Source organism: Acidithiobacillus sp. HP-2 (genome assembly GCF_015100155.1).
GTDB lineage: Bacteria > Pseudomonadota > Gammaproteobacteria > Acidithiobacillales > Acidithiobacillaceae > Acidithiobacillus.
In genome coordinates, this window is sequence record NZ_JACKZA010000004.1 from 40,560 (window position 1) to 55,576 (window position 15,017).

General features: G+C 54.3%; 15 protein-coding genes, 1 tRNA gene and 1 pseudogene. 8 read left to right on the plus strand and 9 right to left on the minus strand.

Annotation, left to right across the window (positions count from 1 at the left end; translation table 11 throughout):
• Positions 1 to 33 precede the first annotated feature (33 nt).
• A complete protein-coding gene (locus H7F11_RS04005; protein ID WP_193649915.1) occupies positions 34 to 540 on the plus strand; it encodes an LEA type 2 family protein in 507 nt (168 codons plus the stop codon).
• Here the strand turns inward: H7F11_RS04005 and H7F11_RS04010 are convergent.
• The 7 genes from H7F11_RS04010 to H7F11_RS04040 are packed head-to-tail and all read right to left on the minus strand — an operon-like array spanning position 479 to position 7,254.
• Entirely contained in the window at positions 479 to 1,261 is a 783-nt protein-coding gene (locus H7F11_RS04010) for an endonuclease/exonuclease/phosphatase family protein (RefSeq protein ID WP_193649916.1), read from the minus strand. The genes H7F11_RS04005 and H7F11_RS04010 overlap by 62 nt on opposite strands.
• Positions 1,254 to 1,619, minus strand: coding sequence for a hypothetical protein (locus H7F11_RS04015; RefSeq protein ID WP_193649917.1), 366 nt, complete (start codon positions 1,617 to 1,619; stop codon positions 1,254 to 1,256). Before H7F11_RS04015 ends, H7F11_RS04010 begins: the two co-directional genes overlap by 8 nt.
• Entirely contained in the window at positions 1,616 to 2,386 is a 771-nt protein-coding gene (locus tag H7F11_RS04020; protein WP_193649918.1) for a HesA/MoeB/ThiF family protein, read from the minus strand. Before H7F11_RS04020 ends, H7F11_RS04015 begins: the two co-directional genes overlap by 4 nt.
• The gene (locus H7F11_RS04025) at positions 2,379 to 2,822 is read right to left on the minus strand and encodes a hypothetical protein (RefSeq protein ID WP_193649919.1); all 444 of its coding nucleotides are present in this window, start codon (positions 2,820 to 2,822) and stop codon (positions 2,379 to 2,381) included. Before H7F11_RS04025 ends, H7F11_RS04020 begins: the two co-directional genes overlap by 8 nt.
• Positions 2,823 to 2,847: 25 nt before the next feature.
• Positions 2,848 to 4,083: a lipocalin-like domain-containing protein gene (locus H7F11_RS04030; protein WP_227485234.1), complete on the minus strand. Its 1,236-nt coding sequence runs from the start codon at positions 4,081 to 4,083 to the stop codon at positions 2,848 to 2,850.
• Positions 4,076 to 6,580: an ABC transporter permease gene (locus tag H7F11_RS04035; protein WP_193649920.1), complete on the minus strand. Its 2,505-nt coding sequence runs from the start codon at positions 6,578 to 6,580 to the stop codon at positions 4,076 to 4,078. Before H7F11_RS04035 ends, H7F11_RS04030 begins: the two co-directional genes overlap by 8 nt.
• Positions 6,580 to 7,254 carry an ABC transporter ATP-binding protein gene (locus tag H7F11_RS04040; RefSeq protein WP_193649921.1) on the minus strand — a complete coding sequence of 225 codons (675 nt, stop codon included), beginning with the start codon at positions 7,252 to 7,254 and terminating at the stop codon, positions 6,580 to 6,582. The genes H7F11_RS04035 and H7F11_RS04040 overlap by 1 nt, the downstream gene beginning before the upstream one ends.
• Positions 7,255 to 7,392: 138 nt before the next feature.
• On the opposite strand from H7F11_RS04040, the gene H7F11_RS04045 reads away from it, so the two are divergent.
• Positions 7,393 to 7,485: transfer RNA gene (locus tag H7F11_RS04045), tRNA-Ser, on the plus strand.
• Positions 7,486 to 8,139: 654 nt separating this feature from the next.
• Here the strand turns inward: H7F11_RS04045 and H7F11_RS17085 are convergent.
• Both H7F11_RS17085 and H7F11_RS04055 read right to left on the minus strand, forming a co-directional pair.
• Positions 8,140 to 8,325, minus strand: coding sequence for a phospholipase D-like domain-containing protein (locus H7F11_RS17085; RefSeq protein ID WP_319803336.1), 186 nt, complete (start codon positions 8,323 to 8,325; stop codon positions 8,140 to 8,142).
• Positions 8,325 to 8,579 (minus strand): hypothetical protein, encoded by a 255-nt coding sequence (locus H7F11_RS04055; protein WP_193649922.1) that lies wholly within the window; start codon positions 8,577 to 8,579, stop codon positions 8,325 to 8,327. The genes H7F11_RS17085 and H7F11_RS04055 overlap by 1 nt, the downstream gene beginning before the upstream one ends.
• A 325-nt stretch (positions 8,580 to 8,904) precedes the next feature.
• Here H7F11_RS04055 and trxA point away from each other — a divergent pair, with 325 nt between their 5' ends.
• From trxA to ilvD, 6 genes and pseudogenes are all read left to right on the plus strand, one after another.
• Positions 8,905 to 9,231 (plus strand): thioredoxin TrxA, encoded by a 327-nt coding sequence (trxA, locus tag H7F11_RS04060; RefSeq protein WP_010639224.1) that lies wholly within the window; start codon positions 8,905 to 8,907, stop codon positions 9,229 to 9,231.
• A 113-nt stretch (positions 9,232 to 9,344) separates the two neighbouring features.
• Entirely contained in the window at positions 9,345 to 10,601 is a 1,257-nt protein-coding gene (gene rho / locus H7F11_RS04065; protein WP_010639222.1) for a transcription termination factor Rho, read from the plus strand.
• Positions 10,602 to 10,675: 74 nt separating this feature from the next.
• Positions 10,676 to 10,882: a 50S ribosomal protein L31 gene (gene rpmE / locus H7F11_RS04070; protein ID WP_010639220.1), complete on the plus strand. Its 207-nt coding sequence runs from the start codon at positions 10,676 to 10,678 to the stop codon at positions 10,880 to 10,882.
• Between the two features lie 6 nt (positions 10,883 to 10,888).
• Complete coding sequence (locus tag H7F11_RS04075) at positions 10,889 to 12,127, plus strand: malic enzyme-like NAD(P)-binding protein (RefSeq protein WP_193649923.1); 1,239 nt, start codon at positions 10,889 to 10,891, stop codon at positions 12,125 to 12,127.
• 6 nt (positions 12,128 to 12,133) lie between these two features.
• Positions 12,134 to 13,185: pseudogene (locus H7F11_RS04080) on the plus strand (AI-2E family transporter).
• A gap of 150 nt (positions 13,186 to 13,335) precedes the next feature.
• A complete protein-coding gene (gene ilvD, locus H7F11_RS04085) occupies positions 13,336 to 15,012 on the plus strand; it encodes a dihydroxy-acid dehydratase (RefSeq protein WP_193649924.1) in 1,677 nt (558 codons plus the stop codon).
• The last annotated feature ends 5 nt before the right edge of the window (positions 15,013 to 15,017 follow it).

A 15,017-nucleotide genomic window follows, 5' to 3' on the forward strand; every position in this document is an offset into this window, starting at 1 on the left:
TACTCAGTCGCCTGGATCTGCTGGAGTGGACTGATGGGTATTGTTACACGAAGTGCTGGCTTCTCCCAAAGTTTTTGGCGTTGGCCTTTGCTGATGATGGCCGCTTTGCCGTTGACGGCTTGCAGTGCTTTTCCGGCCCATTCGCCGCATGTGCAACTGGAAAGCATTCATCCCCAGTCGGTAGGTTTTGTGTCGCAGACTTTTATTCTGGACCTGAAAATCAGCAATCCCAACAGCAGCGCCTTGCGCGCCAAGGCTGGGGAGGCGCGTTTGTTGGTGCAAGACCGGCAGGTGGCTTATGGCCTGCTGAATAAGCCCGTGCAGGTTCCGGCGTATGGAAGTAGCGTGGTTTCCATCCCGGTTACGGGTAATTTGTTACCCGTGTTGGGTGAACTGGGCAGTGTCGACAGTCAGAAGGGCCTGCCCTATGCCGTCAAGGGTTATCTGGTAACAGGACCTTTTGACAGCCGGATTCCTTTTACGGTGACCGGGTCTTTACATTTGCCTCTGGCTTCGAGTTCCAGCGCAGTCGCGCCTTGAGGGCCAGATGATCGGACAGGGGTTCGCCAATACTTTCAATTTCGGTAAATTCCAGGTCCGGGCTACAGAAAATGTGGTCAAAGGAAAAGCGCGGAGACCAGCTCGGAAAGGTAGGCGGGTTCCAGGGAGGCGCCTGTAGTCCGCTTTCGGCCAGGAGCAGGCGGATTTCCGGGGAGCGGGCTGTGCAGTTGAGGTCGCCCATGAGAATGAGGTGGCGGCGCTGGCGCAGACGTTGCGCGAGATCGCGGATTTGACTGAAACGGGCGTGACGACTGAGACCCAGATGGGTGATGACGACAGTCAGAGGCTGACCATTGATTTCGGTGCTGGTTTCCAGCATGCCCCGACCTTTCATGAAACTCGGCAGAGTATGCGGTTCACTGCGGGCAATGGGCCAGCGCGAGAGTACGCTGTTACTGTGCTGGGCCAGCTCGCCAAAATCACGGGTGCGTTGCTGCGCCCAGTAAGGAAAGTGCGCCCGTTCTGCCAAAAAACCGGCCTGATTCACATACTGGCTGCGAAACGAGCCGGCATCTACTTCATTCAGGCCGACAACATCCGCTTCTGAAAGAATTTCGGCAATGCGTTCCAGATTGCGCAGGCTCTGGCCGTGCGGCATTACATATTTCCAGCCATGGAGCAGCATGTGACGGGCACGATGAGAGCCAATACCCACCTGAATATTGAAGGACATGACTGAAAATCCATTGTCCTCAGTCATTTTCCAGCTCGATGATTTTTTCCTGCCAGCCTTGTCCGGCTTTCCGGGCATAGGCGCGCAAGACGATCACCCCACGGATGTCGGTTGCCAGACGGATTTGGTAGGGTGGATCAAAGGGGCTCAGAGGCTTTTCGGGCAAAGTGCTGTAAGGCTCCTGCGGAGCCGCCGCATAGCAGGCAAAAAGCGTTTCGCCCCGGCTGGTCAGCAGATCCAGCGCCATGCCGCGCTGTTCGGCACTGACCGGGTAAACGGAGCAGGGGCGTTCTTGCAAAGCGCCGACCAGCCCTTGTCCAGCGCCAGACTGCAGATCACCGAGCAGGGCGTTGGCCAGAGTGCGGGGTAAAATCAAAGGGTTCATGCGCAGACCCCGCCGCAAACCCCACAGGCTGGGTCGCGGCGCAATTGTACCTGACGCCATTGCCAGTGGCGGGCGTCGATCAGCAGGAGTTGTCCGCTCAGTGGGGAGTTGTGACCGCTGAGCAGACGAATAGCCTCAACGGCCTGCATGCTGCCGAGAATGCCCAGTAATGGCCCCAGCACCCCGTTGCGGGAGCAGGTATCTTCGCCATTTTCTTCGCCCTGTTCTGGATACAGGCAAGCATAACAGGCGCTGTTCGGGTCGCGGAAATCAAACACGCTGAGCTGACCCTCCCAGCGAATGGCAGCGGCACTGACCAGCGCTGTGCGGGCCTCGCGGCAGGCGCGGTTGATGGCGTGGCGGCTGTGAAAATTGTCGCTGCAATCCAGAACCAGATCATGGGTTTCCAGGGCGCTGCCCAGCGATTCACTGCTGGCGTTTTCGGTCCAGGCACTCACCCGGATATGGGGATTCATGGCCAGCAGTCGTTCACGGGCAGCGCTGGCCTTGGGCCGTCCCAGGTCCGCTTCGGTATAAAGAATCTGACGTTGCAGATTACTGATTTCTACAACGTCCCCATCGCAAAGGGTCAGTTGTCCAATTCCTGCCGCAGCCAGATACTGCGATGCCGGACAACCCAGTCCACCCATGCCGATGATCAGTACCCGGCTTAGCTGCAGGCGTTTTTGTCCTTCGAGGTCAATTTCCGGCAGAAGAATCTGTCGGGAGTAACGCATTAGGGCGGCATCATCCAGGGAATCAGTCATTGTTGAAGTCATAGTCAATGTCATTTTCTTCTGCGGGCATCCCCGGCACGGGCTGGTAATAGCCCTGCTGGCGCTCCAGACGCATGTGATAACGCTCACGGATGGCATCCAGCATCCAGAGAATCTCGCTGGGATGCCCGGCATGCTTGCCATGCAGCAAGTGGCGTAAATACAGATGGTCCGGATCGACCTTGACCAGCAGCGGCATGGGTAAACCCAGAGGGATGACGTGATGATGAACAACCCATTCAATGGGTGTCGGCGGCGTGCCGGGAGGAATCCGCACATCTATCCGGAAATGCCCGCCGCCACCAGGCTGTTCCAGCAGTTCCTTGAAATATTGATCAGGAAAACCGCGATGGACGATGAGGGTACGCCCATTAAAACGGTTCAGAAATTGTTCTTGCAGGAGTAGATGCGGAATGGAATTTGGCATGCTTTCAGTGTAGCAACGGAAGGCCTTATCGGCCACTTTTTTGCAGGAAAGGAATTTTCTTTTGCATGGTTCGATAGGGTCGTATGGCTTTTGTATTGGCTGAAACAGAGGATGCTCCGAGGGCCAGACGGCCACCGTAGCCGGTCATTTCCAGATAGCCCTTACCCAGAGTTTTCCCTTGATTGGTGGCACGCACCGCCCCTTCCCAGTAAATGGTGCCGCTGCTGTGGCTGGCATCAAATTCCTGGTTGTCCATCAGGGGCATAATGGAAAATTTCTGTTCACCGACGTGAATCTGCCAACGTGCTGGATAACGGATGCCCGTCTGGCTGGATTTCCACCAGCCCGTGGCCTGCATATGAATCTGCCCGGCGTGGAAATAGTGCACCTGACCATCTGCGCTGCGTTCGGTGGCCGACAGCCAAAGCGGACTACCATCGGCACGGCGCATCATGAACAGCATGAGCGCAGCGCCATTGTGCAGGTTCAGTCCTAGCCAGTCCCAGCCTACGGCAGCTTTCGGCAAGTATGCAGCAGACCATTCATGATCGAGCCAGGCCTCGCCATGAACAGCCTGACCATGTCCTTTGATGGTTACGTCACCACTGACCAGCAGATGCGGAATACTGTAATAATAACTGGCATTTTTGGGATCAGGACCCTTTTGGCTGATGCCTTTGGGGCCTTCCAGCAGGGGCGCTTGGGTTATCTGAAAATGAAGCCGATAGCCCATGTTTTTACCCTGAATGACTGCACGATAGCCGGATGAGGTTTGTTGCAGAAACCAGTGACGAATCCAGACCCGGGTATGGTTTTGATCCGCGCCCGCCAAACCCAGGCCGGAGCGGGCGATATGTTGTGCAGTCAGTAAGTGCCCGATGGCTGGATCGCTGATGGCGGCTTCGGCAAATATCAGCTGACGCGCATTGAATGCACTGGGATTTTCCCAGACCTTGGCGGGGCGTACGCGAAAAAATGTCAACTGAAAACCCAAAGGATGTCCTGAACGGTCCTTGAGCCAGCCGGTGATATACCACCATTCGATAGGGAAATCAGGGTGACTGCCGTAGGCATTGGGGAAATGCAGAGGATTTTGTGCAGACACCGCAATGTGGGGCGGGCTTTGCAGGGGGAGTACATGGGCTGGCAGGATCGCTGCAGCTACTGAAGTACTGCGTAAACCGATCAGCAGGATCACGACCCAAAGCCCCCATAAGCTGACCAGGCCCCAGCATGTTGCAGGGTACCGTCGCTTAGTCATCACGTAACACCGCCGGGCTGTTGCGCAGGGCGCGATGTCCCGCAAGGATCATGGTGCTTGTGCTTGCTATCCATAAAATCATGCTGAGTATTCCCAATAATAACCAGGGTGGCTGAAAACCCATGTGCCAGTGAAAAGATTGCGGATTGACCACTGCAATCAAAATCACGCTGATGGCAATGCCCAGGCTGCCACCGATGATAATACCGGCGAATGAAAGCATACTGCCCTCGGCAAAAAGCAGGGCCAGCAGGTCACGATGGCGCAGCCCCAGATGCCGGAGCATGGCAAATTCGTTGCGGCGCATCAGGGTCTGCGCACCAAAGCCACTGCTTACTCCAAGCAGGCCAATAATCATGGCTACGGCTTCCAGCGCATAAGTTGCGGCAAAACTCTGATTGAAAATCTGCAGACTACGGTGGCGAATTTCCCGGGGTGTGGCAATCAGCAGTTGCCGACTTTTCGCGATGCTTTGATGCAACTGCACGAGCGCGGCAGAGACTGGCACATGCGGTTGTAACCAGAGTGCTACGCCATTGATGCCTTTATCATGGGACCACTGTTGATATTCCTGTAACGGGATGGAAATGGATCCTTGCTGATAGGCGTAGTCGCGATAAATACCGGCAATGCTGACGGTCCGAAGCTGTCCGCCCAGAGGAATCCGGATGTTCTGGCCTGGATGCCAGGCACTGATGCCAGCCAGAATATCCGAAATCCATACGGGCGGTGCTTTCAGCGTATGAAGAGGAACAGACCGGAGTATTTGCAGTTCCCGACCGGGGTCTTGCAGGTTCATACCGCGCGCCAGCAACATGATGGGAGGATGACCCGGTAATAAATTCAATGGAATGCGGCGCAACGGTGAACAATGGCGAACATCTGGAAGCGTGCACAGGGATTGTGCGGTTCCGGAAGCGAGTAATGCGTCCTGATTGCTTCCCGCCTGCACATACAAATCAGCCCGCAGGATGTCACCAAGCCAGTTGGCCACTGAATCACGAAACGAGCCGACCATAATGGCCATGGCTACCACCAGACTGAAGGCTACCACGACGGCGGCCAGGCTTTGCGCAGCACGCCCCGGAGCGCCCCGTAATTGCAGCAGGGCCAGGCGCCAGAGACTGCTTTCAGGTAAGGGGATTAACTGGACGATAAGGCGCAGCAATGGAGCCAGCAGGAAGAGCAGGGCAAACAGCAGACAGGCAATAGCGCCATAAGCCAGATAGGGAATGCCATGAATGGCAGGGGCCATGGCCCCTGCCAGCGCCATAATCAACAGCAGAAAGCCGATGCGTGGATGTTGGCGATGGAGATGACTTTGTTCTTCTGCGCCGGCACGCAGAGCCTGGGCCGGAATGGCGCGACTGGTTTCCCATGCGGGTAAAAAGGCGCCTATCAGTGCGGCGCCCATTCCAGCTGCAAAAAATATACTCATGAGTAAGGGATGCCAATGTAATTGCAGGGCAGCGCTACTGAAATATCCTGCGCCCAAATCTCCGCCAAGATGCACCAGCGCCAATCCGGCGGTCATAACCCCCAGTGGTAATCCGAGAAGTGCACCGGGCACACCGAGCACTACGCCCTGCAGCATGACCGCCATAATGATTTCGCGCCGACGCAAACCCATTACCCGCAAAAGCGCCAGTTGCTGGCGCTGGCGCACGACCCCCATGGCGAGGGTGGCATACACCAGAAACGCCCCGGTAAATAACGCCACCAGAGAGAGTACCAGCAGATTGACGCGATAGGCTCTTGAAGCATCTGCCGCTACCCGACCCTGCTGGGCGGGACTTTCGAGAACCGCTCCGGGGGGCAGTAGTGGCCGCCACTGCTTTTCAAAAGCCTGATTGCTGATTCCGGGTTGCAGGCGCAAATCGACCTGATTGATTTCATGTCCACGGCCCCATAACCATTGCACCGCAGCAATATCCATGACACCCATTACTCCTACGCCCGGAACATCAGGAAGGGTGCCGATCACCCTGAGGCGGCGCGGTATTCCGTCCGCATTGACGGTAATGAAATCGCCTGTGTGAACATTCAACTTCTGCATAGCCGGGGAACTCAGGGTAATATTCAGCGGGTCCAGCAGGGCCAGCGGGCTGCGCAGATTCAGGGGGATCAGGGGTTGCCCCATCCTGGCGGCCTGAAAGGCATCGATTCCCAGAATCTGAAGGGGCTGTTGTTGTGCGGGTTGAATGAGGGGCGCCTGCAAATGGATTTCGGGCGCCGCTACCGCTACGTTGGGTGCCATGCTCAGACGTGCATACCAGGCGTTATTAAAACCAGGACCCGGAGCGCTGAGGGTCAGATCTGCCTGACCCGCCATATGGCGAAGCCCCGCCGAAAAATCACTGACCGCCTGCACATTGATGAGCGCAATGGCCAATCCCAAAGCCACCCCCAAGGCAATGCCGATCATGGCCAGAACGGTAGCACCCGGACGTTGTCGCAGGGGGCGCCAGACTGCAGCCCGCCAGGGAATACGCATCATCACAGGGGGTGAAATCCCTGGGCATCAAAGTGCAGTTTGCGCTGTGCCTGGTTGGCTGCGGCCTCAGAATGGGTGACCAGCAGTACGGCCGGCCCTTCCGCTTCCAGCGCGGTGTAGAGCAAATTCATGACCGATTCGGCGGATTCTGCATCCAGACTGCCTGTTGGTTCATCAGCCAGAATCATGGAAGGACGATGCACAATCGCCCGGGCAACGGCGACTCTTTGCATTTCGCCTCCGGAAAGCTCCCTGGGCCAGGCCTGCAGCCTTCCGTCAATACCCAACTGTTCGGCAAGGTGCTGAATACGCCGGGGAAGGTCCTTGCGTGGCAGACCATTGAGACGCCAGGGCAGCGCGATATTTTCAGTAACATTCAATTGCGGAATCAGGTGAAAAGCCTGAAACACAAAACCCATATGACGGCGGCGGAGCAGGGTGCGGCTGTCATCATCCATGGTGTTGAGTGCCTGATTCCGAAAATGCATTTGTCCGCCATCCGGTCGTTCCAGGCCAGCGATAATGTGCAGAAGGGTGCTCTTGCCGACGCCGCTTTCTCCCATGATGGCCACAAAATCTCCCGAACTCACCTCCAAATTAGCTTCACGGAACAACCATTTGTCATTATTGCCGGGGAGTCGTTTGGCTAAATCCTTCAAGACCAGAAGTGCGGTCACTGGAATTTTCTCCATTGTCAGGGACAAATAAGTTACCACAAGCTAGTGGAATAGTTGTCAGACGCTCAAAATCCGGGAAAATTCGTTTGTCTGTAGACTTTGACCTCAGACCAGACAACAGGGTATTATCCGCCTACCGGAGAGATGGCCGAGCGGCTGAAGGCGCTCCCCTGCTAAGGGAGTATGGGGCTAAACACTCCATCGAGGGTTCGAATCCCTCTCTCTCCGCCACACATTGCTAATAGGCCCCTGATTTTGAGGGGCTTTAATTTTTCCAGTTTGACCGCGTCTTTCTTTTTGTCTTACTTTGGGTTTTCGGTCTGGCGATACCGTAGCAGCAACCGGTTGGCCGCTTCCCGCGCTTTGTAGATCGTTTTGTAACAAGGTGAGTAGTGCATGATCAAGCCTCCTTGTTTGTGTTCGGCGCATTGATATGGTGCTGCAACTGGCAAACAGGCAAATCAAAGCCCCAGTGCCGAATTCTTCATTGAACGGAAGCCGCCATAAATTGTCTACTGGACGATAGATATCCACCTTTTTTTCTACCAATAGTGCCAATGGGTTCAACCTGGAAAGCAGCAGATATATTATGAGCGAAGATTCGCATTATGCCGAAGCTCGGGCATTACTCAGACTTCTTTTGATCAGTGGCGCCATAACATTGAGTAGCGCTGCCATCTTGGTAGTGGCATGGTGGTGCTGGAAGTAAAATCACAGCTTGTTATGCTTTCATCCGCGCCCACGCATCCACAATGGCTCCAGCGATTCACCCGGAGATTGGTGATCTGCATCATCAGCCCAGGCCCAATCCCGATTAAATTGCGCCTGCAGCTCGGTTACCGGTCGGCCATTCAGCAATAATCCCATTTCCCGATTAGCGCGGCTTCATGTCGTAAGGGTTACCTCGATAATCACTCGCACATCCACACCGCGCGCATGGGCGGCTTTCAATGCCTGGAGAATAGGGCGGTCAGAGAGATGATAGACCCCGACGCTGACTGCGTGATGGGCCGATTGTATAAGCTGCACAATCGGTGCAGATCCAGCATGGGGTTCAACATAAAGAGGCACTAAAGCCCGCCATGATACTTGAATGACATTTCACTACACTGTGGGCAGACAAAGACCTGAACCTTCAGCTTTTTCTCGAAGGCCTCTTCACCATCGTCGGCCATCTGCCCGGCGATCATGCCAAAAGCGGCGCCACCCAGACCCGTTAAGCCCCCCATACGAATGCCATGCGCTCCCATATCCTGCATGGGTGTCTGACAGCATGGGCAAGTGGCGTTTTGCTGTTCCTGGGGTTTTTCTCCAAATCCAAACATGATATTGCTCCTTTTTTGCTAGTCTGCGGAAAAGTGTCGGTAATCGGGATATGAATTTTGATGGCAATTCATGGCTATGGCTTGACCATAACTTGATTCTACTGCAGTATTGCTGATTACAATCCTTTGTAATGCAGATGTCCAGAAACTTGCTACTTGCATACCGTTTATATCGTGCTATTCTTTCACACACCTTCAATTTGAAAGAAGATCAAACCTGCCAGCGCCGTCCGGTGCCTAGAGTTTGGGATTATCCCATATGAAAAACACTAAATGACCTCCACCCAAAGCGCTGTAACAATCTGAGACAGAGGAGCTATCTCCCATGAGCGATGCTATTACGTATGTGTCTGATGACAGTTTCGAAACCGATGTACTGCAATGTTCCAAGCCGGTTCTGGTTGATTTTTGGGCTGAGTGGTGCGGCCCCTGCAAAATGATTGCACCCATTCTTGAAGAAGTTGCCGTTGAATATGCTGATAAATTACAAATTGCCAAATTCAATATCGACGAAAATCCCAATACCCCCCCTCAGTACGGTATCCGTGGTATTCCCACCTTGTTGCTGTTCAAAAATGGAAAACTGGAAGCAACGAAAGTCGGAGCCTTGAGTAAAGCCCAGCTGACGGCATTTCTGGATAGCCAACTTTGAATACACCACGTCCCCGCCGTAAATCACCCCGTACACCCAAGTCTTTTCCCAATGAAGATATTCTTCTTGAAGAAGAAGAGACTCTGCTGATGCCAAATCCTGGCGCTACAGCCATGAACCTGACAGATTTAAAAAGGAAAACAGCTGCTGAGTTGGCCGTTATCTGTCAGGAAATGGGGTTGGACGGTACCGCTCGTCAGAAAAAGCAGGAAATCATTTTCAATATCCTGAAGGCGCATGCCCGTAATGGCGATGCTATTTATGGCGAGGGCGTACTGGAAATTTTGCAGGATGGCTTTGGTTTTCTGCGTGCAGCTTCCGGATCATACATGGCTGGACCTGATGATATTTATGTTTCTCCTTCGCAAATCCGTCGTTTTCACCTGCAGACGGGTGATACGGTGTCCGGGCAAATTCGCCCCCCCAAGGAAGGTGAGCGTTATTTTGCCCTCCTTAAAGTGGAGAGCATTAATTTTGAATCGCCTGAAGCGACCCGCAACAAGGTCAATTTTGATGATTTGACCCCCCTGTTTCCCGATGAACCTTTGCGTCTGGAATATGATGCTGTGGCTTACGGTGAAGTGGCGCCACGCATTATTGACCTGGTTTCGCCCATTGGTAAGGGGCAGCGTGGTTTGATTGTGGCGCCCCCCAAAACCGGTAAAACCGTATTACTCCAGCAAATTGCCCACGCTATTACTGCCAATCATCCTGAATGCTATTTGATTGTGCTGCTGATTGATGAACGCCCGGAAGAAGTGACCGATATGCAACGCTCGGTGAAAGGCGAGGTGGTTTCCTCAACTTTTGATGAGCCCGCAACCCGGCATACCCAGGTTGCTGAAATTGTTCTTGAAAAAGCCAAGCGACTGGTAGAGCACAAGCACGATGTGGTAATTCTGCTCGATTCCATTACACGCTTGGCCAGGGCCTTCAATACGGTTGTTCCATCTTCCGGCAAGGTGTTGACGGGTGGTGTTGATGCCAATGCCCTGCAGAAGCCCAAACGCTTTTTTGGCGCCGCCCGAAATATTGAAGAGGGTGGTAGTCTGACCATTATCGCTACGGCTTTGGTGGAAACCGGTTCGAAAATGGACGAAGTGATTTTTGAGGAGTTCAAGGGCACTGGTAATATGGAAGTCCATCTGGATCGCCGTCTGGCCGAGAAGCGCACTTATCCGGCCATCAATCTCAACAAATCCGGAACCCGTCGGGAAGAATTGCTGGTACCTGCTGATTTGCTCAGCAAAATGTGGGTATTGCGCAAGTTGCTGGCACCTATGGATTCTTTGGAGTCCATGGAGTTTCTGCTCGACAAGGTGCGAGCCACCAAAAACAATGCGGAATTTTTTGATTCCATGAATCGCTGAGGATTGGCTGGACGTTTGCCCCCTCTATCCCTATAATTCGCCACTTTGTATTCAGGCCCGAGAGTAGCTCAACTATGAAATCCGAAATTCATCCCAAGTACGAAGAAATCACTGTGACCTGCAGTTGTGGAAATGTGTTTAAAACCCGTTCTACGGCCAATCGTGATCTTCACATTGATCTTTGTTCCGAATGCCATCCTTTTTATACCGGCAAGCAGCGCAATGTTTCTGCTGCTGGTCAGGTTGAGAAGTTCCGCAAGCGTTACGGCGGCGGTCAGTAAGTATCCATGGAACAGACTGAAGCCCAGGCAGAATTGCGACGGCGGGCGCTGGATTACCACGCCCAAAGTCCTGCCGGTAAACTTGCAGTCATACCCTGCAAACCCTGCAAAAGCCCGGATGATTTGTCTCTTGCCTATACCCCTGGCGTAGCGGCACCCGTACGGGAAATTGCTGCTGATCCGGAAAAAGCCTACGACTATACGGGCAAGGGTAATCTGGTTGCCGTAGTCAGCAATGGTACGGCGGTTCTTGGACTGGGTAATGTCGGGACACTGGCGGGTAAGCCGGTCATGGAAGGCAAGGCTTTGCTTTTCAAGCATTTTGCGGACATCAATGCCTTTGATATTGAAGTACAGGTCCGCGATGCGGAGCACTTGATTGATGTGGTGGCGGCGATTGCCCCGGGTTTCGGCGGCATCAACCTGGAAGATATTGCGGCGCCCATGTGTTTTCAGGTGGAAGAAGCCCTGCAAAAAATGCTCGATATTCCGGTTCTTCACGATGATCAGCATGGTACTGCCGTTATTGTGGCTGCTGCTTTGCAAAATGCACTCGAATTGCAGGGTAAGGTCTTTAAGAGCGTCAAAGTGGCCATTGTCGGAGCGGGTGCGGCGGGGCTGGCCATTGCAAAAATGCTGCGCGCTCTTGGGGTCGAGGCGGTGTATTTGAGTGATGTGCATGGCGTGCTGCATGCAGGCCGCAGCGACCTGACTCACTGGCACCAGCCCTTTGCTACAGCACCTGCGCACTGGACCTTGATGGATATGCTGGCGGATGCCGATGTGGTCATCGGCGTTTCGGTACGTGGTGCCATTCCCGAAGCGGCTTTGTCCGGACTGGCTGCAAAGCCGGTGATATTTGCTCTGGCGAATCCTGACCCGGAAATTGATCCCGTTGCCGTAAAACGCTTGCGTCCAGATGCCATCATGGCGACCGGGCGTTCGGATATGCCCAATCAGGTGAATAATGTCCTGGGTTTTCCGTTTTTATTTCGGGGTGCCCTGGATTGTCGCGCAAGTCAGATTAATCAGGAAATGCTGCTGGCCGCTGTCGATGCGCTGGCGCGTTTGGCCCGGGAGCCCGTTCCTGAAGAAGTTCAACAAGCCTATGGTTTTTCAGGGACTGACGGACTGAGCTTTGGGCCTGAATATTTCATTCCCAAGCCCCTCGACCCGCGTTTGCGGCAATGGGTGGCGGGTGCTGTCAGTGCAGCCGCGCGGGAAAGCGGCGTTTCCCGGCTCTAGGTAAGCATGCGCCTCGCGGATCTGACGGTTCGCGAATTGCGACTTGCCCTCGGGCAACTTCTCGCAGCGATTGTTTTTTTTGCATTAGTCTGGAAAATCCTCGCACCTTTTCTGCCCGCCATTGTCTGGGCCGCTATTCTGGTTTATGCAATCTGGCCTTTGTCTGCGCCTCTGCGCCGTCACTGGCCACCCCTGCTGGCCGCTTGCGGGGCGACATTCATGCTGGCGCTGATTTTCATTCTCCCTGTTCTGTTTCTTAGCATGACTCTGGGCACAGAATTGCATCATGTGCTGACAGAACTCAGCCAGCTGGATGCCCATACCCTGATAAGCACTCAATGGAGTCATAACGGCTGGATAAAGAATTTGCTTGATCAAATACCGCCTTCCTGGAAAGCGCAGTTTCGGCCGGGGGCTTTGTCTCTAGATTTGTCCGTCTGGGCGGGGCGCATCGGGATGCTGGCAGGTGGGGTTGGCCGCTTTGCGGCCCTGCTGATGCTGGTCCTCATTACGGCATTTTTCTTTTATCGCTACGGACTGGAACTGCTTGATCAACTGCGGCGTATGGTCCATCAGGTGCTGGGTCAGCGGGGTGATAGCTATCTGCAAACAGTGGCCAGCACCATCCGCGCCGTCATTTACGGAATTCTGGCGACCGCCCTGGCCCAGGGTGCCCTTGCGGGATTGGGCTATTGGGCAGCAGGATTGCCCGCCCCGGTGCTGCTGGCCGTCGTAACGCTGTTATTTTCTTTTTTACCATTTGGTACACCCCTGGTGTGGGGGCTGCCAGTATCTGGCTGCTGGTTCATGGACAAATTGCTGCGGGTGTGGGGTTGGCACTCTGGGGGGCTCTGGTGGTGAGCTGGATTGATAATCTGATCCGGCCACTGGTGATTTCCAGCGCGGTGCATATCCCGTTTTTGCTGGTGCTATTTGGTGTGCTGGGCGGAATCCTGACATTTGGTCTGCTTGGATTATTTCTGGGGCCGGTTATCCTCGCCGTCCTGCTCGCCATCTGGCGGGAATGGTTGCAACCCGCTCAGTCTGCTGAAACCTGAACTTCTGAGGTGGGACAGCTTGGCCTGTCGGGCGCTTGGTTCTATACTCGTCAGACCAACCAGACGGTCGGCCATAATGTTTCCTGGCCGTCGCTCCGCTTTCAGGCCGCGTTAAAAACGTCGGCCTCCTGAATACAGCACGAGGTTTACATGCGCTCAGATATGATCAAAAAAGGTTTTGAACGGACCCCTCATCGTTCCCTCTTGAAGGCTTGCGGGGTAACGGACAGTGACATGGATAAGCCCTTCATCGGTGTGGCGAATTCCTATATTGATATCATTCCCGGCCATGTGCATTTGCAGGAGTTCGGGCGCATCGTCAAGGAAAATATTCGGGCCGCAGGCGGTATTCCATTTGAATTCAATACGATCGGTGTGGATGACGGCATCATTATGGGTCATGATGGCATGCGTTATTCCTTGCCGAGCCGGGAGTTGATTGCAGACTCCATTGAAACCGTGGTGCAGGCGCATCATCTGGATGCCCTGATCTGTATTCCCAACTGCGACAAAATTGTACCGGGCATGATTATGGGCGCGCTGCGCTGCGATGTGCCGACAGTGTTCGTGTCTGGTGGCCCGATGGAGGCCGGAAAACTTTCTGATGGGACTTCCATTGATTTGGTGACGGCATTTGAAGCGGTTGGCCAGTTCAAGCGCGGGCAGATCACCGAAATCCGCCTCAAGGAAATTGAAGATAAGGCCTGTCCGACCTGTGGTTCCTGTTCCGGCATGTTTACTGCCAACAGCATGAACTGTCTCATGGAAGTGTTGGGTATTGCGTTGCCGGGTAATGGTACGATTCTGGCGACGGCGGCGGGGCGGCGTGATCTGGTGCGTAAGGCGGCTGACCGGGTGGTCGCTTTAGCCTTGGCGGGTGGACCGACCATGCGTCAGCTAGTGGATTTTGATGCCATCGATAATGCTTTTATTCTGGATATGGCCATGGGCGGTTCTACCAATACGGTTTTGCACACCCTCGCCATTGCCCGCGAGGCAGGCATCCAGTATCCGCTTTCCCGCCTCAATGACCTGGCGCAGAAAGTAGCTTATTTGGCAAAGGTCTCGCCGGCACTATCCACCGTGCATATTGAGGATATTGGCCGGGCAGGGGGTATTCCCGCCATCCTCCATGAAGTACACAAGCGTAATCCCGATGTACTGCATCTGGACAAGCCGACGGTCAGCGGCCAGAGTCTCCGTGAAATTGTTTCGGAAGCGAGCGTCAAGGACAGTAAAATCATTCGCCTGGCTGATAATCCTATTTCTCCAACGGGGGGACTGCGGGTGGTTTTCGGCAATCTCGCGCCCGAGGGCGGCATTGTCAAAATCGGTGCGGTTATTCCGGAAATGCGCCGGTTTTCAGGCCCTGCCAAAATTTTTGAAAGCATGGATAGTGCAGCCGAAGGGATTCTGGCGGGCGAGGTGCAGGCGGGCGATGTGGTGGTTATCCGCTATGAAGGACCTAAAGGTGGTCCAGGTATGCCGGAAATGCTGACGCCAACCGCCAACATCATGGGAATGGGGTTGGGTGAAAGCGTGGCCCTGATTACCGATGGTCGTTTCAGCGGGGCCACTCGTGGTGCCTGTATTGGTCATATTTCTCCTGAAGCGGCTGAAGGCGGGCCGATTGGTTTGCTGAAAGCCGGTGATATCATCTCGCTGGACCTGGACAATGGCAAAATTCATGTTGATTTGAGTGATGAAGAGCTTGCCGAGCGGCGCAACCATTGGGTGCCCATTGAAAAACCCTTGTCGTCTTCCTGGTTGCGGCGTTATCGCAAGCTGGTTACCAATGCGGCCAATGGCGCCATTCTGGAGTCCTGATTATT

Bases quoted from the DNA above. Each gene is read 5' to 3' on its own strand.
- H7F11_RS04030 (WP_227485234.1), bottom strand. From the start codon at position 4,083: ATGACTAAGCGACGGTACCCTGCAACATGCTGGGGCCTGGTCAGCTTA.
- ilvD (WP_193649924.1), top strand. From the start codon at position 13,336: ATGCGCTCAGATATGATCAAAAAAGGTTTTGAACGGACCCCTCATCGT.
- H7F11_RS04010 (WP_193649916.1), bottom strand. From the start codon at position 1,261: ATGACTGAGGACAATGGATTTTCAGTCATGTCCTTCAATATTCAGGTG.
- H7F11_RS04055 (WP_193649922.1), bottom strand. From the start codon at position 8,579: ATGTTTGGATTTGGAGAAAAACCCCAGGAACAGCAAAACGCCACTTGC.
- trxA (WP_010639224.1), top strand. From the start codon at position 8,905: ATGAGCGATGCTATTACGTATGTGTCTGATGACAGTTTCGAAACCGAT.
- H7F11_RS04020 (WP_193649918.1), bottom strand. From the start codon at position 2,386: ATGACTGATTCCCTGGATGATGCCGCCCTAATGCGTTACTCCCGACAG.
- H7F11_RS04075 (WP_193649923.1), top strand. From the start codon at position 10,889: ATGGAACAGACTGAAGCCCAGGCAGAATTGCGACGGCGGGCGCTGGAT.
- rho (WP_010639222.1), top strand. From the start codon at position 9,345: ATGAACCTGACAGATTTAAAAAGGAAAACAGCTGCTGAGTTGGCCGTT.
- H7F11_RS04005 (WP_193649915.1), top strand. From the start codon at position 34: ATGGGTATTGTTACACGAAGTGCTGGCTTCTCCCAAAGTTTTTGGCGT.
- H7F11_RS04025 (WP_193649919.1), bottom strand. From the start codon at position 2,822: ATGCCAAATTCCATTCCGCATCTACTCCTGCAAGAACAATTTCTGAAC.
- H7F11_RS04035 (WP_193649920.1), bottom strand. From the start codon at position 6,580: ATGATGCGTATTCCCTGGCGGGCTGCAGTCTGGCGCCCCCTGCGACAA.
- rpmE (WP_010639220.1), top strand. From the start codon at position 10,676: ATGAAATCCGAAATTCATCCCAAGTACGAAGAAATCACTGTGACCTGC.
- H7F11_RS04015 (WP_193649917.1), bottom strand. From the start codon at position 1,619: ATGAACCCTTTGATTTTACCCCGCACTCTGGCCAACGCCCTGCTCGGT.